This is a genomic window from Pseudonocardia sp. ICBG1034 (assembly GCF_020131375.1).
GTDB classification, from domain to species: Bacteria; Actinomycetota; Actinomycetes; order Mycobacteriales; family Pseudonocardiaceae; genus Pseudonocardia; species Pseudonocardia alni.
Map to the genome: position 1 here is coordinate 29,784 of NZ_JAHLEK010000023.1, position 23,843 is coordinate 53,626.

Consider the following 23,843-nt stretch of genomic DNA (forward strand, 5'->3'; position numbering starts at 1 on the left):
CGCTGTGTCGCCGCTCACCGGCAACCGGCCGTCCGGTATCACACCCGGTGAGCGGCCCGGGTACGCCGGGTGCGCGGTCCCGGGTGCCGAGCGGCACGGTCACGGCCGGACCTGTCGGGGGCGCTCGGTAACCTGCCGGACGTGCCTCCCCCCTCGACGGCCCCCGTGCGGACCCAGGACCTGCCCGGTGTGCACGAGCTGCTCGAGGTGGCCGTCACCTCGGTCGGCGGCTCACGCCGTGAGGGCCAGGACCGCATGGCCGACGCGGTGCGCCGCTCGCTGTCGTCCGGCGAGCACCTGGCCGTGCAGGCGGGTACCGGCACCGGGAAGTCGCTGGCCTACCTCGTGCCCGCGATCCGGCACGCGATCGCACGCGACACCACGGTCGTCGTCTCGACGGCGACGATCGCGCTCCAGCGCCAGCTCGTGGACCGGGACCTGCCGCGCGTCGCGAAGAGCCTGAAGAAGGTGCTGGGCCGCGAGCCCACCTTCGCCATCCTCAAGGGTCGGCGGAACTACCTGTGCATGAACAAGCTCCACGGCGACATGGACGACGATCCGGGCGACGAGCAACTGTTCGACGCGTTCGCCATCTCGGCGCTCGGGCGGCAGGTGAAGCGGCTGCACGAGTGGTCGTCGGACACCGAGACCGGGGACCGCGACGAGCTGGTCCCCGGCGTCCCGGACTCCGCGTGGCGGCAGGTGTCGGTGACGGCGCGGGAGTGCCTCGGCGCGAGCCGGTGCCCGGTCGGCGAGGACTGCTTCGCCGAGAAGGCGAAGGCCGAGGCGGGGCGGGCCGACATCGTCGTCACCAACCACGCCCTGCTCGCGATCGACGCGATGGGTGAGGCGCAGGTGCTCCCCGAGCACGACGTGGTGATCGTCGACGAGGCGCACGAGCTCGTCGACCGGGTCACCGGCGCGGCCACCGCCGAGCTGACCGCGGGCACCGTCGCGACCGCGGCCCGGCGCTGCGGCAAGCTCGTCGACCAGGACACCGCGGACCGGCTCGCGGAGGCCGGTGAGGGTCTCGCCGCGGTGCTGGACGACATGCCCCCCGGGCGCTGGGAGTCGCTGACCACCGCCGCCGCGGGCGCACTGAACGCGATCCTCTCGGCCGGGGCGGGCTGCCGGCAGTCGATGGGCGCGAACAAGCGCAGCGACGACGCCGACCCCGAGGGTGCCGCCGCGCGCAAGCTCGCCCAGGCCGTGCTCGACGAGGTCGTCGACACCGCCGCGCGGCTGCTGGAGACGTTCTCCGAGACCGACGCGGCCACGCGCCGCGACGTCGTCTGGCTGGGTGAGCAGGGGCCCGACGGCTCCCGCCACAAGGTGCTCCGGGTCGCGCCGCTGTCGGTGGGCGGGCTGCTGCGCGAGCGGCTGTTCAACACCCGCACCACCGTGCTGACCTCGGCGACCCTGGCCCTGGGCGGGTCGTTCGACGCCCTGGCCCGGCAGTGGGGCCTGCCCGCGTCGCAGCCCAGGGAGGCCGGGTCCACCCCTCCGTCGCGCGTCGACGAGGGGCACGGCCCGGTCCAGGACCCGGAGGCGCCGCGCTGGCAGGGCCTCGACGTCGGGTCCCCGTTCGCGCACGCCAGGTCCGGGATCCTCTACCTCGCCCGGCGGCTGCCCAGCCCCGGCCGCGACGGCCTCGCCCCGGAGACCCTCGACGAGATCGAGGGACTCGTCCGCGCCGCCGGGGGCCGCACGCTGGGTCTGTTCTCCTCGACCCGCGCGGCGAAGCAGGCCACCGAGGCGCTGCGCGGCAAGCTCGACACGCCCCTGCTGTGCCAGGGCGACGACTCCACGATGCTGCTGGTGAAGCGGTTCGCCGAGGACCCGGAGACCTCGCTGTTCGGCACGCTGTCGCTGTGGCAGGGCGTGGACGTGCCCGGCCCGTCGCTGTCCTGCGTGATCATCGACCGGATCCCGTTCCCGCGCCCGGACGACCCGCTGATCGCTGCCCGGCAGAAGGCCACCGACGCGCGCGGCGGGAACGGCTTCCTGTCGGTGTCGGCGACGCACGCGGCGCTCCTGCTCGCCCAGGGCGCCGGACGGCTGCTGCGCGCCACCGACGACCGCGGCGTCGTCGCGATCCTGGACCCGCGGATCGCGACCGCGCGCTACGGCGGCTTCCTGCGGGCGAGCCTGCCCCCGTTCTGGGAGACCACCGACCGGGAGAAGGTGCACGGCGCGCTGCGCCGGCTGCGCGAGTCCTCGTGACCGGCTCCATACGGCGGACGGGGCCCGACCCGAGATAGGTTGTGTGCAACCAATCGAGTCCGGAGGCGCACCCATGGCGAACTACACGACCGAGGCCACCTCGACCGGCGGCGGCCGCGACGGCCACATCCGCAGCGACGACGGCTTCATCGACCAGGACCTGAAGATGCCGCCGGAGCTGGGCGGCCCCGGGGGCGCCACCAACCCCGAGCAGCTGTTCGCCGCGGCCTACGCGGCCTGCTTCCACGGCGCGCTGCGGCTGGCCGCCCGCACAGCGAAGACCACCGTCCCCGACGACACCCAGGTCACCGCCACCATCCAGCTGGCGCCCGACGAGGTGAGCTTCCACGTGGCCGCCGACATCACCGCGCACCTGCCGGGCCTGGACCAGGCGGTCGCGGACGAGCTCGTCGAGGCCGCCCACCAGGTGTGCCCGTACTCCAAGGCCACCCGCGGCAACGTCGAGGTCACCCTCACCGCGACCGTCTGACCACGGGGCCCGGGGTCGTCACGGTGCCGGGGGAAGGTGTCGGGGGCACACCCGGTGGATCACCGCCCGCCGGTCCCGGCACACGCGGCCCTGGCCAGCGCGAGGCAGGTCATGGTGCCGGGGTCGACCTCGGTGAACCCGGCGTCGCGCACCCCGACCACGCCGTCGGTGCCGTCGTCGGCGGCCGGGCACAGCCGGTCCCAGTCGGCCCGGTCCGCGGTCCGCACCGCGCACACCGGTGCCGCACCGACCGGCCAGCCGAGGGCCGCACCGAGCAGCATCGTGGCGTGCCCGACCTGCGCGGCGGCCTTGCCGACCGTCATCTCCGCGTACGGGGACAGCAGCACCAGCGGGGCGCCGGGATCGGGCGGGCCCGGCTCGTCGACGGGCAGCTCGGTGCCCCCGATCTGCAGCCGCGACACCACCTTCGGCGCCTCGTCGACCGGTCCGGGCAACAGCGCGCGGGCCTCGGCGTCGCCGACCCGCACCGTCACGCCGGGCAGCTCCTGGACCGCACGCCAGTGCGCGCCGCGCGCCCGGCGGGCGATCTTGCGGATGCGCCCGTCCACCCAGGGGGCGACGGCGTCGGACCAGTCGCCGCCGGGCTGGGCCCGCGGGTCGGTGCAGACGGCGACCGCGGCCGTCGCGGCGGCCTCCAGCAGCGCCGTGCGTCCGGGGAGCGGGTCACGCTCGATCCGCAGCACGACCGGCATCGCCCGGACGACGCCGTCGGCCTCCGGCGCGATGTCGCGCTCCCGCGCCCCGGACCCGTAGCGGCCCGCGAGCAGGTGCAGGATCGGTGCGGGGCCGGTCACGCCAGCGGGACCCGGCGGAGCACACCCTCGGCGGCGTCGGCGGCCTCGACCTCGGTGCGGGTGATGCCCAGGACGAACAGCACGACGTCGAGGTAGGGCACCGACACCGAGGTGTCGGCGATCTCGCGCAGCGCCTGCTTGGCGTTGAACGCCACCCCGAGCCCGGCGGTGGAGAGCATGTCGATGTCGTTCGCGCCGTCGCCGACCGCGACGGTCTGGTCGAGCGGGATGTCGTGGGTCTCGGCGAATCGGCGCAGCGCGACGGCCTTCCCGGCCCGGTCGACGACCTCGCCGACGACCCGCCCGGTCAGCGTCCCCCCGGAGATCTCCAGCTCGTTCGCGGCCACGAAGTCGAGCTTGAGCTCGCGGGCGAGACCGGCGATGACCTGGGTGAACCCACCCGAGACGACGCCGCAGCGGTAGCCGAGCCTGCGCAGCGTGCGGATCGTGGTGCGGGCGCCGGGAGTCAGCTCGATCCCGGCGGCCACCTCGTCGACGACGGAAGCGGGCAGCCCCTCCAGCGCGGCGACGCGGCGGGTCAGCGACTCGGTGAAGTCGAGCCGGCCCGCCATGGCCTCCTCGGTGACCCGCCGGACCTCGGCCTCGACCTCGGCCCCGGCGCGGGCGGCCAGCATCTCGATGACCTCGCCCTGGATCAGGGTGGAGTCGACGTCGAACACGATGAGCCGCTTGCTGCGCCGGGCCAGCCCGGCCCGGGCCACCGCGACGTCGACGCCCGCCTGCCGGGCCACCCGGACCAGCCGCCTGCGCAGCGTGCCGGGCGGGTAGGCGTCGGCGTCGCCCTCCGGGACCGGGGAGACGAGCAGCTCCAGCCCGGTCACCGGGTAGTCGGCGACCCGGCGGATGGAGTCGATGTTGGCGCCGACCGCGGCGAGCTCCGCGGCGATCGCGCCGAACGCGCGGGCCGTGATCGGCCTGCCCAGCACCGTGACGACGTGCGTCGACGGCGTCCGGGCGGCCTGACGACCGTCGCGCTGGATCTCGATGTGCACGGTCATGGCGATGGAGTCCATCGCCGCGCCGACCGTCTCCTGCAGGTCCTCCGGATCCCCCGCCGGCACGACGAGCGCGCCCAGGGTGAGCCGGCCGTTCACCACGACCTGTTCCAGGTCGAGCAGCTCGACCCCGGCCGCGGTGAGCGCGGTGAACAGGACGGAGCTGACACCAGGCCGGTCCGGCCCGGTCACCGTGACGAGCACGGTGGGCCGGGCCGGACCGGGAGGGACGGTGTGAACCGCCGACACCTCAGTTCGACTTGGGGTCGTCGTCCGGCATGGACTCCTTGCCGACCGACTGCGCGAGGACCTCGGTCGGGTGCGCCCGGTTGCCGACGTGCGCCTCGGCGCGCGCCTTCTCGACCAGGTGCGGGTAGTGCAGGTCGAACGCCGGGCGCTCGGAGCGGATCCGGGGCAGCTCGGTGAAGTTGTGCCGCGGCGGCGGGGACGAGGTCGCCCACTCCAGCGAGTTGCCGAAGCCCCACGGGTCGTCGACGGTGCACACCCGGCCGAACCGGTAGCTCTTGAACACGTTGTAGAAGAACGGCAGCGTCGAGGCACCGAGGATGAACGCGCCGATCGAGGAGATCGTGTTCAGCGTGGTGAAGCCGTCCGAGGGCAGGTAGTCCGCGTAGCGACGCGGGTAGCCCTCGTTGCCCAGCCAGTGCTGCACCAGGAACGTCAGGTGGAACCCGACGAAGGTCAGCCAGAAGTGGATCTTCCCGAGCTTCTCGTCGAGGAACCGGCCGGTCATCTTCGGGAACCAGAAGTAGATCCCGCCGAAGGTCGCGAACACGATCGTGCCGTAGAGCACGTAGTGGAAGTGCGCGACGACGAAGTAGGTGTCCGACACGTGGAAGTCCACCGGCGGCATCGCGAGCAGGATGCCGGTCAGGCCGCCGAAGAGGAACGTGACGAGGAAGCCGACCGAGAACAGCATCGGCGTCTCGTAGGTGATCTTGCCCTTCCACAGGGTGCCGATCCAGTTGACGAACTTGACGCCCGTCGGGATGGCGATGAGGAACGTGGTGAAGGCGAAGAACGACAGCATGATCGCGCCGGTAGCGTACATGTGGTGCGCCCACACCGCGACCGACAGCGCCGCGATGGCGATGGTCGCGAAGACCAGGCCCTTGTAGCCGAACAACGGCTTGCGGGAGAACACCGGGAAGATCTCCGAGACGATGCCGAAGAACGGCAACGCGACGATGTAGACCTCCGGATGGCCGAAGAACCAGAACAGGTGCTGCCAGAGCACCACACCACCGTTGGCCGGGTTGAAGATCTGCGCACCCAGGTGGCGGTCCGCGGCCAGCGCCAGCAGCGCGGCGGTCAGGATCGGGAACGCGATCAGGATCAGCAGCGCGGTGATGAAGATGTTCCAGGTGAAGATCGGCATCCGGAACATCGTCATGCCCGGCGCGCGCATGCAGACGATGGTCGTCACGAAGTTGACGCCACCGAGGATCGTCCCCAGACCGGAGACGACCAGACCCATGATCCAGAGGTCACCGCCCGGCCCCGGCGAACGCACCGCGTCCGACAGCGGGGTGTAGGCGAACCAGCCGAAGTCCGCCGCGCCGCCCGGGGTCAGGAAGCCGGAGACGACGATGAGGCCGCCGAACAGGTACAGCCAGTACGAGAACGAGTTGAGCCGCGGGAACGCGACGTCGGGGGCACCGATCTGCAGCGGCACGATGTAGTTCGCGAAACCGAAGACGATCGGCGTCGCGAACAGCAGCAGCATGATCGTGCCGTGCATGGTGAACAGCTGGTTGTACTGCTCGGTCGACAGGAACTGGAGCTCCGGCCGTGCGAGCTCGGCGCGGATCAGCAGCGCCATGACGCCGCCGACGGCGAAGAAGCCGAACGACGTCGTCAGATAGAGGATCGCGATGTCCTTCGGGTCCGTCGTCCTCAACATCTTGAGGAACGTGGATCCCTTGCCCTCACGCCGCGCCGGATACGGGCGCGTCGAGATCGGCTTGGGCTCGACGGCTGTCACCTGGGCCTCCATGCACTTGCCTGACCTGAGCACGTCCTCGCGGACGGGCAGACTCTACTTCCCGACCGGCGAGCGGCGCCCGTCCGGTCCGGGAGATCCACTCCGTGGGTCCCGGCTCGTCGCACGGCGCGCGCCGATTGTGCTCTACGGAGAGTAGAACCGACAGCCCCCGCCCGCGCACTCAGGGCGCCCTTCACCCGGATCAACAGGTCGCCGGCGGTGTGCGACGGTGGAGGTGTGGTGGTTCCGACACCCCCGCCGGGGACCCGGCGCCGGGAGCCCGGCTGGGACGTACTGCGCAGCACCTTCGTGCTGCTGGTCGTGCTCTACCACGCCACGCACCTCGGCCCGGTGCTCCACCCGGAGCTGGCGCCGCGCAGCGTCTCCTTCGACCACCAGGTCGGGGCGAGCCTGCTGCTGGTCGTCTCGGCCTACTTCGCCTGCGCGACGCTCGGCCGCCACTCCCCCGGGCGCTACTGGTGGGGGCGGGTCGCGCGGCTGCTGCCGGCGTTCGTCGTCGCGGTGCCGCTGGCCTGGGTGGCCCTGCGCTTCGTGTCGCCGCCGGACTGGGCGTCGCCGCCGGCACGGGAGATGGTCGTCAACTGGCTGATGCTGGGGAACTGGGACACCGAGCGCTACCCGTGGCTCGACCCGGCGTTCTGGACGTTGCCGCTGCAGCTGATGGCGTTCACCGCCGCCGCGGTGCTGAGCGTGACGCGCTGGGGGTACGGGCCGCGGCTGCGGGTGCTGCTGTGGGCGATGGTGGTCGTCCCGCTGCTGTTGTGGCCGCTGCGGGCGCGGCCGGGAGACGTCGCCGACCCGCCGTGGTGGTACCGGACCGTCGTCGACGGGCTGGGGTTCCACCGGCTGCACCTGTTCGTGGCCGGGATCGCGGTGTGGCTGTGGTCGACGCGGCGGATGCGCACCCCGCACGCGATCGCCCTGCTCGCGGTGTGCGGCCTGGCCCAGTTCGTGCACGGCCTCGCGCCGGGCCCCGACGGCGTCGTGCGGATCGACCTCGACCACCTCGACGCCGTCGCCGCCGCGCTGGTCTGCGCCGGGATCGCGCTCGTCGCCGTGGTGGCCCGGCTGCCCCGGCCGGGCTCGCGGATGCCCGCCCCGCTGGCGACGGCGGTGCGCAGGCTCGCCGGCATCTCCTACGGCGTCTACCTGGTGCACCAGACCGTCGGCTACGTGCTGATGCGCCGGCTGCAGGACCTCGGCGCCGGGCCGCTGCTGCAGTCCGCGGCGATGCTGGCGACGGCGGTGCTGCTCGGCTGGGCGCTGACCCGGCTGGTGGAACGCCCGGCCCACGCCGCGCTGATGCGGGCGTGGGACCGGCGCGCGGGCGCTACCTGAGCGGCTCGAAGACCTCGGTCCAGATCTCGGGCGCGGTGGCCGGGTTCGGCTGCGCGTCGACGATGTAGAACTCGGTGCCCAGTCCCATCGCGAACACCGGGTCCGGCATCGTCAGCATGAAGTGGTCGGGGCCCATCTGGCTGGCGTGCGCGCGCATCGAGGCCCGCTTGGTCTCGGCGTACTCGACGGCCTCGACCCGGTGGGTGATCTCGGACTCGGGCTTGCCGAACGACCCGTCGTCGGGGATCTCGGGCATCTGCCAGTCGTCGCCGCGCTCCTTCCGGAGACCGCGCATGCCGCGGAGCAGCCAGTCGCGGTTGGTGGTGTTCTGCGCGACGACCGGCACCCCGGCGAGCTCCCCGGCGCGGGCACCGACCCGGTGCACCTGGATGTGGTCGGGGTGGCCGTAGCCGCCGTTGTCGTCGTAGGTGGTGAGGACGTCGGCCTCCTCCTCCTCGAGGATCAGCGCGAGCCGCTTGGCCGCGTGCTCCACCGGGGCCTGCCAGAAGCAGTAGGGGGCGTCGTTGCTGGGCTCGCCCATCATCCCGGAGTCCACGTAGCCGAGGAACTCCACGCGGGCGACGCCGAGGGCGCGGGCCGAGGCGTGGCACTCCGCGGAGCGGCGGACCGGCAGCTGCTCCCCCTCGGCCAGGACGCCGGGTACCGGCTCCCCCAGCTCGCCACGGGTGGCGAAGACGAGGACGACGCGGTGGCCGAGCGCGGCGGCCTTGGCGAGCGTGCCCGCGGTGCCGATCGACTCGTCGTCGGGATGGGCATGGAAGCTGACGAGGGTCCCCACGGACGGTGAGCCTAGGAGCCGGTCCCGGCCGCCCCGCACCGGGCCGTCGTCGATCTACACACCGTTGACGCGCCGTCCGATGTGTGTAGCATCACATGTCCCCGAACCGGCACAGGAGCCACCCACCATGGCCGATGTCGTCAGCGTCGACAACGTCGATCCCGCCCACACCGCCCTGCCCGCCCCCCGCAGCGCGCAGGCGCCGGAGGCGTTCAACGCCGCCGCGCACCTCACCGCCGCCCGGGTCGGGGCCGGGGACGGCGGCCGCACCGCCGTCCGGTTCCCCGGCGGCTCGCTCACCTACGCCGCCCTGACCGACCGGGTCCGGCTCGTGGCCGGGGCCCTGCGCCGGGCCGGCGTGCGGCCCGAGCAGCGCGTGCTGCTCGTGATGCCCGACGACGTCGAGCTGTTCACCGCGATCCTCGCGACCCTGTGGGCGGGCGCGGTCGCCGTGCCGTGCTCGACGATGCTGACCGGACGCGAGCTCGCCGTGCTCGTCCGGGACTCGCGGGCGACCACCGTGATCGGCGGCGAGGCGTTCGCCGCGCACCTCACCGAGGCCGTCGCGGGGGCGCCCGACCTGGAGCGCGTCGTGCTGACCGGGGCCGACCCGCTGGTCGCCGGGGTCACCTCCCTGACCTGGGACGCCCTGCTCGACGGCGCCGACCCGCTGCCCGAGCCGCACCCGACCTGGGCGGAGTCCCAGGCGCTCTGGCTCTACACCTCGGGCACGACCGGCAAGCCCAAGGGCGCCATGCACCGCCACGACGACATCCGGTTCGTCGCCGACACCTACGGTCGCCAGGTCCTCGGAATCGACCGCGACGACGTCTGCCTGTCGGTCGCCAAGCTGTTCTTCGCCTACGGCATCGGCAACTCGATGTTCTTCCCGCTCTCGGTCGGCGCCTGCACGGTCCTCGAACCGTCACGGCCGAACCCCGAGCACTACTCCCGCCTCGCCGAGCAGCACGGCGCGACGCTGTTCTTCGCCGTCCCCAGCTTCTGGGGCCCGATGATCGCCGCCGACCTGCCGCGCGAGCGGTTCGCCACCGTGCGCCGCGGCGCGTCGGCGGGCGAGGCGCTGCCCGCGCGGATGTTCCACGGCGTCCTCGACCGCTACGGCTTCGAGGTCCTGGACGGGATCGGCTCCACCGAGGCACTGCACATCTTCATCTCCAACCGGCCGGGCGAGGTCGTGCCGGGGAGCTCCGGCTTCCCGGTCCCCGGCTACGAGGTGGAGCTGCGACGGCCGGACGGCAGCGTCATCGACGGCCCCGGCGAGCAGGGCATGCTCTACGTCGCGGGCGACTCCGTGTGCACCGGCTACTGGTGCCGCACCGAGGTCAACCGCGCGGTGTTCCAGGGCCGCTGGATGCGCACCGGCGACCAGTACGTCCGCGGCGAGGACGGGTCGTGGACCTGTCTGGGCCGGGCCGACGACGTCCTCAAGGTCGGGGGCATCTGGGTCTCCCCCGGCGAGGTCGAGGCCCGCCTGCTGGAGCACCCGGGTCTCGCGGAGGCGGTCGTCGTCGGGATCCCGGACGACGACGGGCTGGACAAGCCGGTCGCGTTCGTCGTGCCCCGCGACCCGGCGGCGGCGCCGTCGGAGGCCGAGCTGGTCGCGTTCTGCCGTGAGGGGCTGGCCTCGTTCAAGCGGCCGCGCGCCGTGGTCACCGTCGACGAGCTGCCCAAGACCCCCACCGGGAAGATCCAGCGCTACCGGCTGCGCGCGCACGCCGCCGCACTGCCGGGGACCACGGGGCACCCCGGCGACCCGGAGACGGTGGTCTGAGACCCGTCCGGAGTGTCTCGATGTAGGACGTTCGCTCGACCCGGGCCGCTCCGCCGGGGTTCACTCGGCGGACACACCGACGGCGAGGAGGCCGGCGTGGACACGTGGGACTGGATCCCGGAGACCCCCGCGACCTGGGACGACCGGAAGGGCCGGGTGCTCGACGGTCTCGACCCCGCGCTGTTCGGCCTCGGCCGTCCCGGCGACGGCGACCCGCTCGGCGACGAGTGGTGGCGCGTCGAGGACACCGACGGCACGACCGTCGCCTACGGCCGGCTCGACGGCAGCTGGGGTGACGCCGAGATCCTGGTCCTCGTCGCCCCCGCGGCCCGGCACTCCGGCGTCGGCTCGTTCGTGCTGGAGCGGCTGGAGGCCGAGGCGGGCCGGCGGCGGCTGAACTACCTGTACAACGTCGTGCCGCACGGCCACCCCGACCCCGAGCCGGTCACCGCCTGGCTCACCGCGCGCGGCTTCGCCCGCAACGACGTCGGCGAGCTGCGCAAGCAGGTCCCGGCCGCGCTGGTGCAGAACCAGGGCTGAGCCGGCCCGGGCCACACCCCGATACTCCACACTCTTCCGTCGCCACGTCATCTGGTTGTAGTCTTTGATGGCCGCAACGACGCGTGGAGGAGCGGAGTCCATGAGCAGTGCAGACCCGTCCGTCGACCCGGACGACGGAGACGTCCCTCGGGTGGACTTCGACCGCGCCCCGTCGGGCTACCGGCACTGGCAGCTCGCGCTCGACCCGGACGACCCCACGGTCGCGTTCGTGAAGCTCGACGTCGACGAGGCGGGCGGCCTCGTCCCCGGCTACGAGCTGAAGATGAACTCCTACGACCTCGGCGTCGACATCGAGCTGTACGACATCACCCAGCGGCTGCGGTTCACCCATCCCCGGGTCAGGGCCGTCGTGCTGACCAGCGCCAAGGACCGCAACTTCTGCGCGGGCGCGAACATCCGGATGCTCGCCGGGTCCTCGCACCCGTGGAAGGTGAACTTCTGCAAGTTCACCAACGAGACCCGCAACGGCATCGAGGACGCGACCGCGTACTCCGGCCAGACCTGGATCGCCGCCGTCAACGGCACGGCCGCCGGCGGCGGCTACGAGATGGCGCTGGCCTGCGAGCGGATCCTGCTGATCGACGACAACTCCTCCACCGTCGCGCTGCCCGAGGTCCCGCTGCTCGGCGTGCTGCCCGGCACCGGCGGCCTCACCCGCGTCACCGACAAGCGCCGCGTCCGCAAGGACCGCGCCGACGTGTTCGCCACGAGGTCCGAGGGCTTCGGCGGGAGGCAGGCCGTCGAGTGGAAGCTCGTCGACGAGGTGATCCCCAAGCGCCGCTGGGACGAGACGGTGGCCGAGCGGGCCGTCGAGGCCGCGGCGGCGTCGACGCGGCTGCCCGCGGAGGACGGGATCGAGCTGCCCCCGCTGGAGCGCACCGAGACCGCCGACGGCATCACCTACCCGCACGTGCGCGCGGAGTTCGACCGTGACCGGGGCCTGGTGGAGATCACCGTCGACGGGCCCGGGGGCGGTGTCCCGGAGAGCATCGAGCGCGTGCACGCCCTCGGCGCGGACTTCTGGCCGCTGGCCATGACCCGCCAGCTCGACGACCTGGTCCTGCGGCTGCGCAGCAACGAACCCGAGCTGGGCACCTGGGTGATCCGCACCCGGGGCGACGTCGAGGACGCGCTGGCCTTCGAGCGCGTCATCGAGCAGCACTCCGGCGACGACTGGCTGGTCAACGAGATCCGGCACTACTTCAAGCGCACGCTCAAGCGCCTGGACGTCACCAGCCGCAGCCTGATCGCGCTGGTCGAGCCGGGCTCCTGCTTCGCCGGTGCGCTGCTGGAGCTGGCCCTGGCCTGCGACCGCCAGTACATGCTCGACGGCACGATCGAGGGCGACGAGCAGGGCGACGAGGCCCAGATCATGCTCACGGCGTCGAACTTCGGCACCTTCCCGATGCCCAACGGGCCGTCCCGGCTCGCGAGCCGCTTCCACGGCGACGACGACCACGTCGCCACGCTCCGCAAGGAGGTGGGGCGCCGGCTCACCGCGGCCGAGGCGCTGGAGCTGGGCCTGGTCACCGACGCCCCGGACGACATCGACTGGGACGACGAGGTCCGCATCATGCTTGAGGAGCGGGCCTCGCTCTCGCCGGACGCGCTGACCGGGATGGAGGCCAACCACCGGTTCGTCGGGCCGGAGACGATGGAGAGCCGCATCTTCGGCCGGCTCACCGCCTGGCAGAACTGGATCTTCGTGCGCCCGAACGCCTCCGGGCCGGAGGGCGCACTGCGCAAGTACGGGACGGGCCGCAGGGCCGACTTCGACCGCAAGCGGGTGTGAGCCATGAGCATCGACTACTCCGAGAAGATCCCCAACAACGTCGACCTCGCCGGGGACCGCAAGCTGCAGCGCGCCCTGGAGTCCTGGCAGCCCAACTTCCTCACCTGGTGGAAGACGATGGGCCCGGCCGTGCCGACCCAGGACGTCTACCTGCGCACCGCCGTCGACGTCGGCAAGGAGGGCTGGGCGCAGTTCGGGCACGTCGCGATGGAGGAGTACCGCTGGGGCGTGTTCCTGGCCGAGCGCTCCGACGACCGCCGGATCGCCTTCGGCGAGAACCGCGGCGAGCCGGTCTGGCAGCAGGTCCCCGGCGAGTACCGCGCCGACCTGCAGCGCCTGATCGTCATCCAGGGCGACACCGAGCCCGCCTCGGTGGAGCAGCAGCGCCGCCTCGGCGAGACCGCCCCCAGCCTCTACGACCTGCGCAACCTCTTCCAGGTCAACGTCGAGGAGGGCCGTCACCTCTGGGCGATGGTGTACCTGCTGCACGCCTACTTCGGCCGCAACGGCCGCGAGGAGGCCGAGGCGCTGCTGCAGCGCAACTCCGGCGACCTGGACAGCCCCCGCATCCTCGGCGCGTTCAACGAGGAGACCCCGGACTGGCTGTCGTTCTTCATGTTCACCTACTTCACCGACCGGGACGGCAAGTACCAGCTCGGCACGCTGAAGGAGTCCGCCTTCGACCCGCTCTCGCGCACCTGCGAGTTCATGTTGAAGGAGGAGGCCCACCACATGTTCGTGGGCACCACCGGCATCGACCGGGTGATCCAGCGGACCTGCGAGCTGATGCGCTCCCACGACACCGCCGACATCGCCCCGCACGGCGGCATCCCGCTGGACGTCATCCAGAAGTACATCAACTTCCACTACTCGGTCAGCCTCGACCTGTTCGGCTCCGAGCAGTCGACGAACGCGGCGAACTACTTCACCGCCGGACTCAAGGGCCGCTGGCAGGAGGAGCGGCGTCGCGACGACCACGTGCTGACCGAGGACGGCTACGGCATGGAGCAGGTCCGCGACGGCGGCGTCGTCACCGACGAGGTCCCGGCCCTGCTGGCACTGAACCTGGACCTGCGCAACGAGTACGTGAAGGACTGCCAGTCCGGGCTGAAGCGCTGGAACCGCATCCTGGAGAAGAACGGGTTCGACGACCGTGTGTACCTCCCGCACGTCGGGTTCAACCGGCAGGTCGGGCTGTTCTCCTCCCACGAGCTCACCCCGAAGGGCGACCTGATCTCCGCCGACGTCTGGGCGTCCCGCCAGGACGACTGGCTGCCGTCGGAGGCGGACCGGACGTTCGTGCAGAACCTGATGCGGCCGGTCTACGAGCCCGGGAAGATCGCGGGCTGGATCGCGCCGCCGTCGAACGGGATCAACGGCAAGCCCTTCGAGTACGAGTACGTCCACCTCGCCTGATCGTCCACACCGGACCGTTCACCGAGAGTGGTCACCGTTCGCCGACCGGGTGGCCGTTCGCCGCCCGTCGCGCTCGCGTGACCCCGGATCGGGCCCGTTGACTGACCCCGTGGTCACAGGACGGGGTGCGGCGGGCACACAACGCGACGACGACGCCGGCGACACCGCCGACCGGGTCGACGACCGGGCCGGCGGCGCGGGTGTGGCCGCCCGGTTCGGCCGTGACCACACCGACGACGCGTCGCCCCCGGTGTTCGGCACCGCCCCGTGGGGCTACCGGCGGGCCGAGGTCGACGCCTGGGCGAGCTGGGTCGCCCGGCTCGTGGAACAGGGCCGCCGGGAGACGGTCCGGGCGGACAGCGCGGAGGCCACCCTGCAGGCGACCCTGCAGCGCCTCGACGAGCTGGAACGACGGCGCGACCCGGCTCCCGCGACCCCGATGCCCCTGTCCCCGGCCGCCGCGGGCACGGGGTCGCCGGGCCCGGCCGCACCGGACACGGGGTCGCCGGCCCCGGGGTCGACCGCTCCGGACACGTCGGACACCGGCGGCCCGGCCGCGCTGCCCCGTCGTCGTCCCGGTGCGGCGGGCACGCCCGTGCCGCCCGGCAGCGAGGAGGTGCAGCGCCTGCGGGTGGTCGAGACGACACTCGGTGAGGTCATGGCGCTGCTGCAGCGTCTGGCGCCCTGACCCGCCCGCCCCGCCCGGGCTCCCGGACGCGTCGTCAGCCGAAGTTCTCCACGTGCACGCGCCGCTCCGGCACCCCGGCGCCGAGCACGGTGCGCCGGACCATCGCGGTCCACCGGCCGGGCCCGCACACGTACACCTCGCGCACCGCGATGTCGGGGATCCGGGCGCGCAGCGCGGCGAGGTCGTCGGCCCGGCCCGCGTCGGCGCCCCACCACGACCCCGCCCCCCGGCGACGCCCGGGCGAGGCCACCACGTGCAGGTTCCGCTCCCGGGCGAGGCGGGTGAACTCCCGTGCGAACAGCGGCTCGCGGGTGAAGCGGTGCACCACCACGACGTCGGCGGACTCGTTGAGGAACTTCTCCGCCAGCGCCCGCAACGGGGTCATCCCGACGCCCGCGCCGATCAGCGCGACCCGCGGGCTGGTCCGGGTGCGCGGGGTGAGCCTGCCGTAGGGGCCCTCGATGTAGACCCGGGTGCCCTGCCGCAGGTTCGGGACGGCGGCGCTGCCGTCGCCGAGCTGCTTGACGGTGATCCGCAGCGAGCGGGCCGTCGGCGGTGCCGACAGCGAGTACGGGTTGCCCGCGGGCCAGCCACGCCCGGACCGGAACCGCCAGACGAAGAACTGCCCGGCCGAGGCGCCGAGCTCGCGCAGCCGGTCGCCGGTCATGTGCACCGACACGCTGCCGTCGCCCTCGGGCAGCACCGCGGCGACGGTGATCCGGTGGCGCCGCGACCGGAGCACCGGGACCGCGACCCGCCAGACCACGACGGCGAGCACCGCGGCGGACCACAGCCCCCACCAGAACACCGTCCGCGACGGCGAGGTGGTGAACTCCCGCCCCGCCCACAGCTGGTGCGGCAGCGCGAGGAACACCCCGGCGTAGCCCCACAGGTGCAGCAGGTGCCACCACTCGTAGCGCAGCCGGGTGCGGATCCACCGCGCGCTGGTCACGACGACGAGCACCACCAGGACGGTGCCGAGCGAGGCCGCGACCATCCCGGGCCAGGTCCACGTCAGCTGCCAGAACCCGGCGGGGACGCGGCCCGCGCCGGCGGGGCCGTGCGCCCAGCTCGCGCAGCCGACGTGCGCCAGCATCCCGGCGAACGAGGCGATCCCGGTACCGCGGTGCAGCGCGATGAGGTGCCGCTGGCCGAACGCGTGCTCCAGCAGCGGGATCCGGGCGGCGAGCAGCACCTGCCCGAGCAGCAGCAGCGACGCCAGCAGCCCGCAGAGCCGTCCGGTCTCGGCGACGGCCCCGGTGCCGCCCCCCAGCAGCCCGGTCGCGCCCCCGCCGTCGACCCACCAGGCGAGAACGAGCAGGACCGCGAGGGCGGCGAGGACGCCCGTGGCACGGCGGACCCGGCGGTCGGCGCGGGCGACGTCGCGCGCGGGGACCGGTGGGTCCGGCTTGAAGCGGCCACCGGGCACGCGCACGGTGGGGGTGAAGAGGGACGACACAGTGCCGTCATCCTCCCCGACCGCCGGGCGGCGCCGTCGCCGGACCCGGTCCGGCGCACCGGGCCGACCGCCGGCCGCCACGACCGGGTGGCCGCCCGGACCGTCCGGGGCCGGTCCGTGGGGCGGGGAGAAGGATCGTCGTCGATGTCCGACTCGTCCCTCACCCTGCTCGTGACCGTCCTCGCGGTCGTGCTGCCCGTCGTGCTCGCGGTCGTCGTCACCGTGTTCACCGTGCGGCGGATCCGGCGCGACCCCCGACGGCTGGGCAACGCCTACTGGCTGCTGGCCACCACGCTGCTCCTCGGGTGGGTGCTCGGTGTCGCCGGGTCCGGCGGGAACCCGGTGTTCGGCGCGCTCGGGCTCGTCGTCGTGCTGTCGCCGCTGATCACGGTGGTGTTCGCGGTGTTCTGCGTCCTCAACGGCGCGGTGATGCTGCGCCGGGAGCGGTTCTCGCTCGGCAACTCGCTGTCGCTGCTCACCGGTCTGGCGATCATCGGGCTGCTCGTCGCGGTCTGGCCGGTGCTGGCGCTGCACTCGCTGGTGCTGCGCGCGCTGTGGCTGGCCTGCCTGCTGGCGGCGGCGTTCCTGGCGTTCCAGTTCGCCGCGTTCCTCGGCTACGCACGGCTCTACCGGTGGCTGGTGCGCGACCGGCCCGCGGACTGGGTGGTCGTGCTCGGCTCCGGGCTGCACGGCAGCGAGGTGCCGCCGCTGCTGGCGACGCGGATCGCGACCGGCATGGACGAGCTGGCGCGGCGCGGGGCCGGACGGCTGGTGCTGTCCGGCGGTAAGGGCGACGACGAGCGGCTCGCCGAGGGCGAGGCGATGGCCCGCTGGGCCGCGGCGCACGGCGCCGACCCGGCGGTGCTGACCGCGGAGACCGATTCGCGGACCACCGAGGAGAACCTGCGGTTCAGCTCGGCACTGGTCGGCGACGGCCCCGGGGTCATCGTGACCAGCAACTACCACGCGTTCCGGGCCGCGCTGCTGGCCCGGCGGCTCGGCGTGGACGCCCAGGCCGTGGGGGCGCCGACCGCCGGCTACTACTGGCCCAGCGCGGTGCTGCGCGAGTTCGTCGCGGTGCTGCGCGAGTACCGGGTGGCGAACGCGGTGCTGCTGGCCCTCGTCGCCGTCCCGGTGCCGCTGGTGCTCGTGCTCGTCGGCAGCTGAGCCGGCTGAGGCCGGCTCAGCCGCCCGCGGCCGTCGGGGACGGCGGCGGCAGCGGCGGGCACTGCCTGTCCGACCGGTCGCCGCCGGTCCGCTTCGGCAGCGCGCCGGTGAGCAGGTAGTCGGCGACCGTGTCGTCGGTGCACGCGATCCCCGACAGCGACGACGAGTGGGTGTGCCCGCCGACGCCCTCGACCAGCGACGAGCCGGGGAAGGTCCGCCGGGCCTGGAGTGCGCCCTCGTAGGGGGTGGCGCCGTCGTAGGTCTCGGAGATCAGCAGCGGGCCGGTCCGCAGCGTCCCGGCGACCTTCGGTGCGGGCCCGGACTTCACCGGCCAGTCCCGGCACGGCGCGTTGTACCAGGCGTTGCCCCAGGTCTCGAACGGCGCCTTCCGGTCGGTGGCGGTGTTGTCGCGCTTCCAGGTGGCCCAGTCGTGCGGGAACGGGGCGTCGGTGCACTGGGTGGCGAGGTAGACGGCGTAGTTGTTGTCGTCGGTGGGCGAGCCCGCCTGGTCGTAGGCGGCCTTGAGCTTCGCCGCGTCCTTCTTCGTGCCGGCGACGAACGCGTCGGCGACGGAGGTGTACTCCCCCACGTTGTAGCCGGCGCGCAGGAAGATGTCGGTCCACTCCGAGGACCCGATCCGCCCGCCGAGTGGGGCCTTCCGGAACTCCGCGGCGAGGTCGTAGAAGCGCTTCTCGACGGCGTCGCCGGTGGTGCCGAGGTGGTAGGTGGCGTCGTTCTTGGCGACCCAGTCGAAGAAGGTCTCGATGTTGCGCTGGAACGCGACGTCCTGGTTCAGGTTGGCCCGGTACCACCAGTCACGGGGGTCGACGACGCCGTCGAGGACCATCCGGCGGACCCTGTCCGGGAACATCGTGGCGTAGACCTGGCCGAGCATCGTGCCGTAGGAGAAGCCGTAGTAGTTGATCTGCTTCGCGCCGAGCGCCTGGCGGATCAGGTCCATGTCACGGACGGTGTCCTCGGTGCGCAGGTGCGCGAGCAGCTCGCCGCCGGCCTTCCCGCAGGCCCGGGCGTAGGCCTTCGCCCGCGGCAGCCACGCCTTCTCGGCGCCGTTCTCCGGCCGGTAGTCCGGACGCGCGTAGCCGCCGTAGTCGGGGTCGCAGCTGAGCGCGGGCCGGCTGGTGCCGACGCCGCGCGGGTCGAAGCCGATCCAGTCGTAGGCGGCGCCGGCGTTCTTCGGGACGGCGGAGCCGAGCCGGGACAGGCCCAGCCCGGGGCCGCCCGGACCGCCGGGGTTGACCAGCACGACGCCCTGGTACTGCGCCTGCGGGACGGTGTGCCGGACGCGCGAGACCGCGATCTCGATCTTCTTGCCGGCGGGCTCCGCGTGGTCCAGCGGGACCTTCAGGAAACCGCACTCGGCTTTGGCCTGCTGCAGCGACGGGCTCGTGCACGGACCCCACGTGATGCCCTGTCCCGGCGGCGGCGGCGGCGCGGGCGGGGCGGGCGCGGCCAGGGCCGGACCGGCCGTCCCGAGCGTCACCCCCACGGCGACGAGCAGCGTGATGATCGTCCTGCGCACCGGCTCCACCTCTCCGGACGCACGCGCCCGCCCCCCCGACCGAGAGGCCGACCGTGCCACCGGCGACGCTGCGTCCACAATCGCCGCGCCCGACGGTAGCCCGAACGGATCAACGTGAAACGGACGTCTCAGCCGCGACCGCCACAACCCCCGACGAGCGCGCAGGTCGCGCACCGTGCGGACGGGACGAGCCCCTCGACGACGTCCGCGGCGGCCGCGGCCCCGCCGGCCGCGCGGGCGGTCGCCTTCTCCTCGGCGCAGCGGCGCGCGACCTCCTCCGACGAGGACACCCGCAGCACCGCCTCGCGCAGCGTCTCCGGGGTCACCGCGTCGGCGGGCAGGTGCTCGCCGACGCCGAGCGCGGCGATCCGGTCGGCGTTGCCGAACTGGTCCACCGCCTGCGGGACCGCGACCATCGGGACGCCGTGCCACAGCCCCTCGGTACAGCCGCCCATCCCGGCGTGGGTGACGAACGCCGACGCGTGCGCCAGCACCGCCAGCTGCGGCACCCACTCCCGGACGGTGACGTCGTCGGGGACCTCGCCGAGGTCGGCCGGGGTGACGTGCGGGCCGGTGGCGAGCACGGTCTGCCAGCCGGTGCCGGTCATGGCGTCGATGCAGGCCCGCCAGAACCGCGGCCGGTCGGTGTAGGCCGAGCCGAGCGACACCAGCAGCAGCGGGGCCGTCGGCTTGGGCCACAGCCCCTGGTGCGAGCGGTCGCCGATGACCGGGCCGACGAACGTGTAGCGGTCGCGGTCGACCCGGTCGAGCTCGGGCTGCATCGCCTCGGGGATCAGCGCCACCGAGCGGTCGGGGCGGCCGAGGAACTCCCGGCTCCCGACACCGGCGCCGACCTCGTCGAGCCAGGCGTCCAGCTCGGCGCGCCAGGCGAGCCCCTCGGGGGTCTCCAGGAACGCGAAGGCCTCGGCCATGTCGGTCTCGAAGCCGTCCCAGGCCACCATGTGCGGGGACAGCTCCACCCGCGGGATGCCCCGGACCCGGGAGAACGCGTGCCCGGCCCAGCCGCTGCCGTCGTAGCAGACGACGTCGGGGTGCTCGTACTGCAGCGCGTCGGCGATCTGGTCGTAGGCGGAGCGGGCCTCGGCGGAGAACAGCCGCATGGCCTCGATCCCGCCGTCGGGCCACTGCTCGCCCTTCGCCGGGTCGGGCAGGCCGGTGCGGATCCGCAGCGGCGTCGCCCCGGTCGCGGCGACGGCCTCGGCAAACCGCTCCGGGACCGGGTAGGTGACGCGGTGGCCGCGGGCGACCAGCTCGGCCATCACCGGCAGGTTCGGGTGGACGTGGCCGTGCGCGGCGGTGGTCGACATGAGGACGTGCACGACCAGAGTGTGCCTTGACCGGCCGGTCGCGCGCCGACGAGGATCTCCGGAATGGCCCGGCTGCGCTGCGACGTCGTCGCCGACTCCCTCGGACTGGCCACCTCGGTCACGGTGCTGCTGCCCCAGCCGTCGCGGACCCGGATCGGCGCCGGGGTGCGCGACCTCGACGCCCCGCCACCGGTGCTCTACCTGCTGCACGGCCTGTCCGACGACGACACCGCCTGGACCCGCTACACCGCCGTCGAGCGGTACGCCGACGAGCTGGGTCTCGCCGTCGTCATGCCGCAGGTGCACCGCAGCTTCTACACCGACCAGGCCTACGGCGGCCGCTACCGCACGTGGGTGACCGAGGAGCTCCCGGCGCTGGTGGCGCGGTTCTTCCGGGTGTCGGCCGACCCGGCGGAGACGTTCGTGGCGGGGCTGTCGATGGGCGGCTACGGCGCGCTGTCCTGGGCGCTGGCCGAGCCCGGCCGGTTCGCGGCCGCGGCGTCGCTGTCCGGGGCGCTCGACCTCGCCGCGCTGGCGGCGGGCCCGCCCCGCGAGGAGGACCCCCGGATCTGGGAGCGGATCCTCGACGGCGCCCCGGTGGCCGGCACCGAGGCGGACCTGTCCACCCTGCTCGCCCGGCTCGACCCGGCCGCGGCGCCCGCGCTGTACGTGTGCGCCGGCACCGAGGACCCGCTGCACCCGCAGTCGGTGCGCTTCGCCGAGCTGGCCCGGGCCGCCGGGGTGTCCGTGAGCACCGCGTTCGGCCCCGGCGAGCACGAGTGGGGCTACTGGGACGCCCGGATCCGCGACGTCCTGGACTGGCTGCCGCTGTCCCGCTGAGCCCTCGCGTGCCCGCTCACCAGGGCAGCGGGCCGTGCCGGTCGGCGTAGGAGCCCGACGCCGCAGACGCGTCCCCGGTCGCGGCGGCGACGATCGCGTCGGTGCCCTCCTCCACGGTCTGGGTGCCGGAGTTCCCGTTGAGGTCGGTCCGGGTGTAGCCGGGGTCGACCACGGCGACGTGGACGTCGGGCAGCTCGGCGGCGTACCGCGCGGCGACCATGTTCAGCGCCGCCTTCGACGACTGGTACGCGAACCCCGGCACCCGCGACTCGATCCGCTCCGGGTCGGCGGTCAGCCCGTGCGACCCCAGGCCGCTCGACACCATGACGATCCGCGGGGCCCGGGCCGCCGCGAGCAGACCGAGCATCGCGTGGGTGACCCGGACCGGGCCGAACACGTTGGTCTCGTAGGTCGTGCGGACCAGGTCGGCGGTGGTGTCCGCCGCGGTCGCGCGGCCGCCGACCACGCCGGCGTTGTTGACCAGGACGTCCAGGTGGCCGTACTCCGCCCGGATGCGGTCGGCCGCCGCGGTGACCGACGCGTCGTCGGTGACGTCGAGGTCGACGGCGACGGCGTCGATCCCCTCGGTGGCCAGCTTCCCGGCGGCCTCGGTCCCGCGGCCGTGGTCGCGGGAGCCCAGCAGGACCGTGTGGCCCAGCGCGCCGAGGCGCCGGGCGGTGGTGAGGCCGAGGCCCTTGTTGGCGCCGGTGACGAGGACGATCGTGGAGTCGGTCATGGCACGAGCCTGCGCCCGGCCGGTGGGTCCGGCCAGGCACGGCGTAGCCGGGGACCGGTCGTACCAGGCTGTGGACGGCCGGCGCGGGCATCCTGGAGCCGTGGACCGTACGGAACTGGGACGGGTGCTGCGGACGTGGCGGGAGCGGCTGCGCCCGGCCGACGTCGGGCTGCCGGCGGGCCCCCGTCGCCGGACGCCGGGCCTGCGCCGGGAGGAGGTCGCCGCCCTCGCCGGGGTGGGGGTCGACCACCTGACGCGGATCGAGCAGGGCCGGGGCGCGCACCCGTCGGAGTCGGTGCTCGGCGCGCTGTCCCGGGCGCTGCGCCTGGACCGGGCCGAGGCCGAGCACCTGTACCGGCTGGCCGGGGCCGTCCCGCCGGGGCCGGGCCGGATCGGCCGCTCGGTGCGCCCCGCGGTGCTGCGGCTGCTGGACCGGTTCTCCGACCTGCCCGCGGTGCTGCTGAACGCCCGGACGGACGTCCTGGCCTGGAGCCCGCCCGCGACGGCGCTGCTGGGCGACCTGTCCGCGCTGCCGGAGGAGCGGCGCAACCTGTGGGTGCAGCACTTCCTCGACGGGACCGACCGGGTCGTCGTCGCCGACGACGACGAGCGGGACCGCCGCGACCGCGCCCTCGTGTCCGACGCCCGCGCGGCGCAGGCCCGCCATCCCGACGACCCGGAGCTGGCCGCGCTGGTGGACCGGCTGCGCCGCGGCAGCCCCCGGTTCGCGTCGCTGTGGGAGGAGCGCACGGTCGTCGAGCACCTCGACGACCGCAAGACCTTCGCCCACCCCGCGCTCGGCGCGCTCACCCTGGACTGCGTGCTGCTGCGCATCGACGACGACGACCAGCGCCTGCTCGTCTACTCCGCCGCCCCCGGCTCGCCCGACGCCGACGCGCTGGCCCTGCTGCGGGTGCTGGGCACCCAGGAGGTGGCCGCGCCGCGACCCTGACCGGCCCGGTCAGCGCACCAGCCGGACGGGGGCGCCGGTGGCCCCGTGCAGGAGCAGGTCGGGCCCGTCGACCTCGACGTGGACGGCCTCGGAGATCCAGCGGGCGACGGGCACGTTCTCGCAGCCGATCATCGTGCTCAGGCCAGCCGTCGCCCGCAGCGCACCGCCGTCGCCGAGGGTCCACTCGCCGCTCTGGCCGTTGCAGCCGTCCGATCCGGTCCAGGTGCCGTCCGGGGCGAACTCGGCGAACGCCCGGCCCTGCGCGGTGCCGTCGGCGGGCAGCCAGCGGACACCGGTGAGGTCGGCGGCCATGGCCGCGTGCGGGCCGCTGGTGCCCGCGCCGGCGGTCGTGGCGCCGCCGGTGCCGCATCCGGCCAGCAGGAGCGCGGCGAGGGCGGCGAGGGCAACCGTCCGGATCGTCACGTCCCAGGTGTACCGGATCGGGGCCCCCGACCGCTCCCGTGGTGCGGCACCACGGGGCGGATCAGCTCCCGGGCTCGTCGTCACGGTGCGCGGCACCGATCTCGAAGGCGGGCAGGCAGACGGCCACGTACTCCGCGCCGTCGGGGCCGGGCGAGCTGTAGCGCACCCACTCACCCGGCGCGGTGTGCACGGCCTGCCCGGCGGCGACGTCGAGCTCTCCGCCGTCGAACTCGACCCGCAGTGCGCCGCGCAGGACCAGGGTGTACTCGTCGAACTCCGGGGTCTGGCCGGGCTCGGCCCAGCCCGACGGGCTGCGCATGTGGGCGACCGAGACCCGGCCGTCGCCGGAGTTCACCCGCCCGACGTACTCGTCGATGGTCTTCGGCGGGGTCCCGGCGGCGGTGACCCGGCTGGCGTTCTCGATCAGCTTCGGCACGGCACC

21 protein-coding genes are annotated in these 23,843 nt (G+C 73.8%); 11 read left to right on the forward strand and 10 right to left on the reverse strand.

Translation table 11 applies throughout. The features are described from left to right. The first annotated feature begins 132 nt into the window (after positions 1 to 132). Both KPF22_RS24310 and KPF22_RS24315 read left to right on the forward strand, forming a co-directional pair. A complete protein-coding gene (locus tag KPF22_RS24310) occupies positions 133 to 2,223 on the forward strand; it encodes an ATP-dependent DNA helicase (protein WP_374107537.1) in 2,091 nt (696 codons plus the stop codon). Between the two features lie 73 nt (positions 2,224 to 2,296). After that, positions 2,297 to 2,713 (forward strand): organic hydroperoxide resistance protein, encoded by a 417-nt coding sequence (locus tag KPF22_RS24315; RefSeq protein ID WP_208825732.1) that lies wholly within the window; start codon positions 2,297 to 2,299, stop codon positions 2,711 to 2,713. A gap of 59 nt (positions 2,714 to 2,772) precedes the next feature. On the opposite strand, the gene KPF22_RS24320 is transcribed toward KPF22_RS24315, so the two are convergent. The 3 genes from KPF22_RS24320 to ctaD are packed head-to-tail and all read right to left on the reverse strand — an operon-like array spanning position 2,773 to position 6,549. Continuing rightward, positions 2,773 to 3,528 carry a peptidyl-tRNA hydrolase gene (locus tag KPF22_RS24320; RefSeq protein ID WP_374107526.1) on the reverse strand — a complete coding sequence of 252 codons (756 nt, stop codon included), beginning with the start codon at positions 3,526 to 3,528 and terminating at the stop codon, positions 2,773 to 2,775. Then, complete coding sequence (gene serB, locus KPF22_RS24325; RefSeq protein ID WP_374107527.1) at positions 3,525 to 4,736, reverse strand: phosphoserine phosphatase SerB; 1,212 nt, start codon at positions 4,734 to 4,736, stop codon at positions 3,525 to 3,527. Before serB ends, KPF22_RS24320 begins: the two co-directional genes overlap by 4 nt. A gap of 58 nt (positions 4,737 to 4,794) precedes the next feature. After that, on the reverse strand, positions 4,795 to 6,549 hold the full coding sequence (gene ctaD / locus KPF22_RS24330) for a cytochrome c oxidase subunit I (RefSeq protein ID WP_224403382.1): 1,755 nt from the start codon (positions 6,547 to 6,549) through the stop codon (positions 4,795 to 4,797). Positions 6,550 to 6,786: 237 nt separating this feature from the next. On the opposite strand from ctaD, the gene KPF22_RS24335 reads away from it, so the two are divergent. Then, positions 6,787 to 7,908: an acyltransferase gene (locus tag KPF22_RS24335; RefSeq protein ID WP_224403383.1), complete on the forward strand. Its 1,122-nt coding sequence runs from the start codon at positions 6,787 to 6,789 to the stop codon at positions 7,906 to 7,908. Here the strand turns inward: KPF22_RS24335 and KPF22_RS24340 are convergent. Further along, positions 7,901 to 8,707: a PIG-L family deacetylase gene (locus KPF22_RS24340; RefSeq protein ID WP_208825722.1), complete on the reverse strand. Its 807-nt coding sequence runs from the start codon at positions 8,705 to 8,707 to the stop codon at positions 7,901 to 7,903. The genes KPF22_RS24335 and KPF22_RS24340 overlap by 8 nt on opposite strands. 127 nt (positions 8,708 to 8,834) lie before the next feature. Here KPF22_RS24340 and KPF22_RS24345 point away from each other — a divergent pair, with 127 nt between their 5' ends. The 5 genes from KPF22_RS24345 (at position 8,835) to KPF22_RS24365 (ending at position 14,956) form a co-directional block, all read left to right on the forward strand. Next, the gene (locus tag KPF22_RS24345) at positions 8,835 to 10,499 is read left to right on the forward strand and encodes a benzoate-CoA ligase family protein (protein ID WP_224403384.1); all 1,665 of its coding nucleotides are present in this window, start codon (positions 8,835 to 8,837) and stop codon (positions 10,497 to 10,499) included. 96 nt (positions 10,500 to 10,595) lie between these two features. Further along, positions 10,596 to 11,039, forward strand: coding sequence for a GNAT family N-acetyltransferase (locus KPF22_RS24350; RefSeq protein ID WP_208825701.1), 444 nt, complete (start codon positions 10,596 to 10,598; stop codon positions 11,037 to 11,039). Positions 11,040 to 11,139: 100 nt separating this feature from the next. After that, positions 11,140 to 12,852, forward strand: a complete 1,713-nt coding sequence (gene boxC / locus KPF22_RS24355) for a 2,3-epoxybenzoyl-CoA dihydrolase (protein WP_224403385.1) — start codon at positions 11,140 to 11,142, stop codon at positions 12,850 to 12,852. 3 nt (positions 12,853 to 12,855) lie between these two features. Next, on the forward strand, positions 12,856 to 14,268 hold the full coding sequence (gene boxB / locus KPF22_RS24360) for a benzoyl-CoA 2,3-epoxidase subunit BoxB (protein ID WP_073576197.1): 1,413 nt from the start codon (positions 12,856 to 12,858) through the stop codon (positions 14,266 to 14,268). Between the two features lie 109 nt (positions 14,269 to 14,377). Beyond that, positions 14,378 to 14,956, forward strand: a complete 579-nt coding sequence (locus KPF22_RS24365) for a hypothetical protein (protein WP_224403386.1) — start codon at positions 14,378 to 14,380, stop codon at positions 14,954 to 14,956. Positions 14,957 to 14,990: 34 nt separating this feature from the next. Here the strand turns inward: KPF22_RS24365 and KPF22_RS24370 are convergent, their stop codons facing one another. Further along, positions 14,991 to 16,415 carry a ferric reductase-like transmembrane domain-containing protein gene (locus KPF22_RS24370; protein ID WP_224403387.1) on the reverse strand — a complete coding sequence of 475 codons (1,425 nt, stop codon included), beginning with the start codon at positions 16,413 to 16,415 and terminating at the stop codon, positions 14,991 to 14,993. 144 nt (positions 16,416 to 16,559) lie between these two features. Between KPF22_RS24370 and KPF22_RS24375 the strand changes: the two genes are divergently transcribed. Continuing rightward, complete coding sequence (locus KPF22_RS24375) at positions 16,560 to 17,582, forward strand: YdcF family protein (protein WP_224403388.1); 1,023 nt, start codon at positions 16,560 to 16,562, stop codon at positions 17,580 to 17,582. Between the two features lie 16 nt (positions 17,583 to 17,598). Here KPF22_RS24375 and KPF22_RS24380 read toward each other — a convergent pair whose 3' ends face one another. Beyond that, complete coding sequence (locus tag KPF22_RS24380) at positions 17,599 to 19,122, reverse strand: alpha/beta hydrolase (protein WP_224403389.1); 1,524 nt, start codon at positions 19,120 to 19,122, stop codon at positions 17,599 to 17,601. A gap of 128 nt (positions 19,123 to 19,250) precedes the next feature. Further along, positions 19,251 to 20,462: a macrolide family glycosyltransferase gene (locus tag KPF22_RS24385; RefSeq protein WP_308010462.1), complete on the reverse strand. Its 1,212-nt coding sequence runs from the start codon at positions 20,460 to 20,462 to the stop codon at positions 19,251 to 19,253. Positions 20,463 to 20,513: 51 nt separating this feature from the next. On the opposite strand from KPF22_RS24385, the gene KPF22_RS24390 reads away from it, so the two are divergent. Further along, entirely contained in the window at positions 20,514 to 21,290 is a 777-nt protein-coding gene (locus KPF22_RS24390) for an alpha/beta hydrolase family protein (RefSeq protein ID WP_224403390.1), read from the forward strand. Positions 21,291 to 21,306: 16 nt separating this feature from the next. On the opposite strand, the gene KPF22_RS24395 is transcribed toward KPF22_RS24390, so the two are convergent. After that, a complete protein-coding gene (locus KPF22_RS24395) occupies positions 21,307 to 22,026 on the reverse strand; it encodes an SDR family NAD(P)-dependent oxidoreductase (RefSeq protein WP_224403391.1) in 720 nt (239 codons plus the stop codon). A 100-nt stretch (positions 22,027 to 22,126) separates the two neighbouring features. On the opposite strand from KPF22_RS24395, the gene KPF22_RS24400 reads away from it, so the two are divergent. Next, entirely contained in the window at positions 22,127 to 22,978 is an 852-nt protein-coding gene (locus KPF22_RS24400; RefSeq protein WP_224403392.1) for a helix-turn-helix transcriptional regulator, read from the forward strand. 9 nt (positions 22,979 to 22,987) lie between these two features. Here KPF22_RS24400 and KPF22_RS24405 read toward each other — a convergent pair whose 3' ends face one another. Both KPF22_RS24405 and KPF22_RS24410 read right to left on the reverse strand, forming a co-directional pair. After that, positions 22,988 to 23,401 carry an META domain-containing protein gene (locus KPF22_RS24405; RefSeq protein WP_208819825.1) on the reverse strand — a complete coding sequence of 138 codons (414 nt, stop codon included), beginning with the start codon at positions 23,399 to 23,401 and terminating at the stop codon, positions 22,988 to 22,990. Positions 23,402 to 23,462: 61 nt separating this feature from the next. After that, positions 23,463 to 23,837, reverse strand: a complete 375-nt coding sequence (locus KPF22_RS24410) for a cupin domain-containing protein (protein ID WP_062400727.1) — start codon at positions 23,835 to 23,837, stop codon at positions 23,463 to 23,465. Positions 23,838 to 23,843: the final 6 nt, after the last annotated feature.

Coding starts and splice junctions, on each gene's coding strand:
- KPF22_RS24315 (WP_208825732.1), top strand. CDS start 2,297: ATGGCGAACTACACGACCGAGGCCACCTCGACCGGCGGCGGCCGCGAC.
- KPF22_RS24345 (WP_224403384.1), top strand. CDS start 8,835: ATGGCCGATGTCGTCAGCGTCGACAACGTCGATCCCGCCCACACCGCC.
- boxC (WP_224403385.1), top strand. CDS start 11,140: ATGAGCAGTGCAGACCCGTCCGTCGACCCGGACGACGGAGACGTCCCT.
- boxB (WP_073576197.1), top strand. CDS start 12,856: ATGAGCATCGACTACTCCGAGAAGATCCCCAACAACGTCGACCTCGCC.
- KPF22_RS24375 (WP_224403388.1), top strand. CDS start 16,560: ATGTCCGACTCGTCCCTCACCCTGCTCGTGACCGTCCTCGCGGTCGTG.
- KPF22_RS24390 (WP_224403390.1), top strand. CDS start 20,514: ATGGCCCGGCTGCGCTGCGACGTCGTCGCCGACTCCCTCGGACTGGCC.
- KPF22_RS24395 (WP_224403391.1), bottom strand. CDS start 22,026: ATGACCGACTCCACGATCGTCCTCGTCACCGGCGCCAACAAGGGCCTC.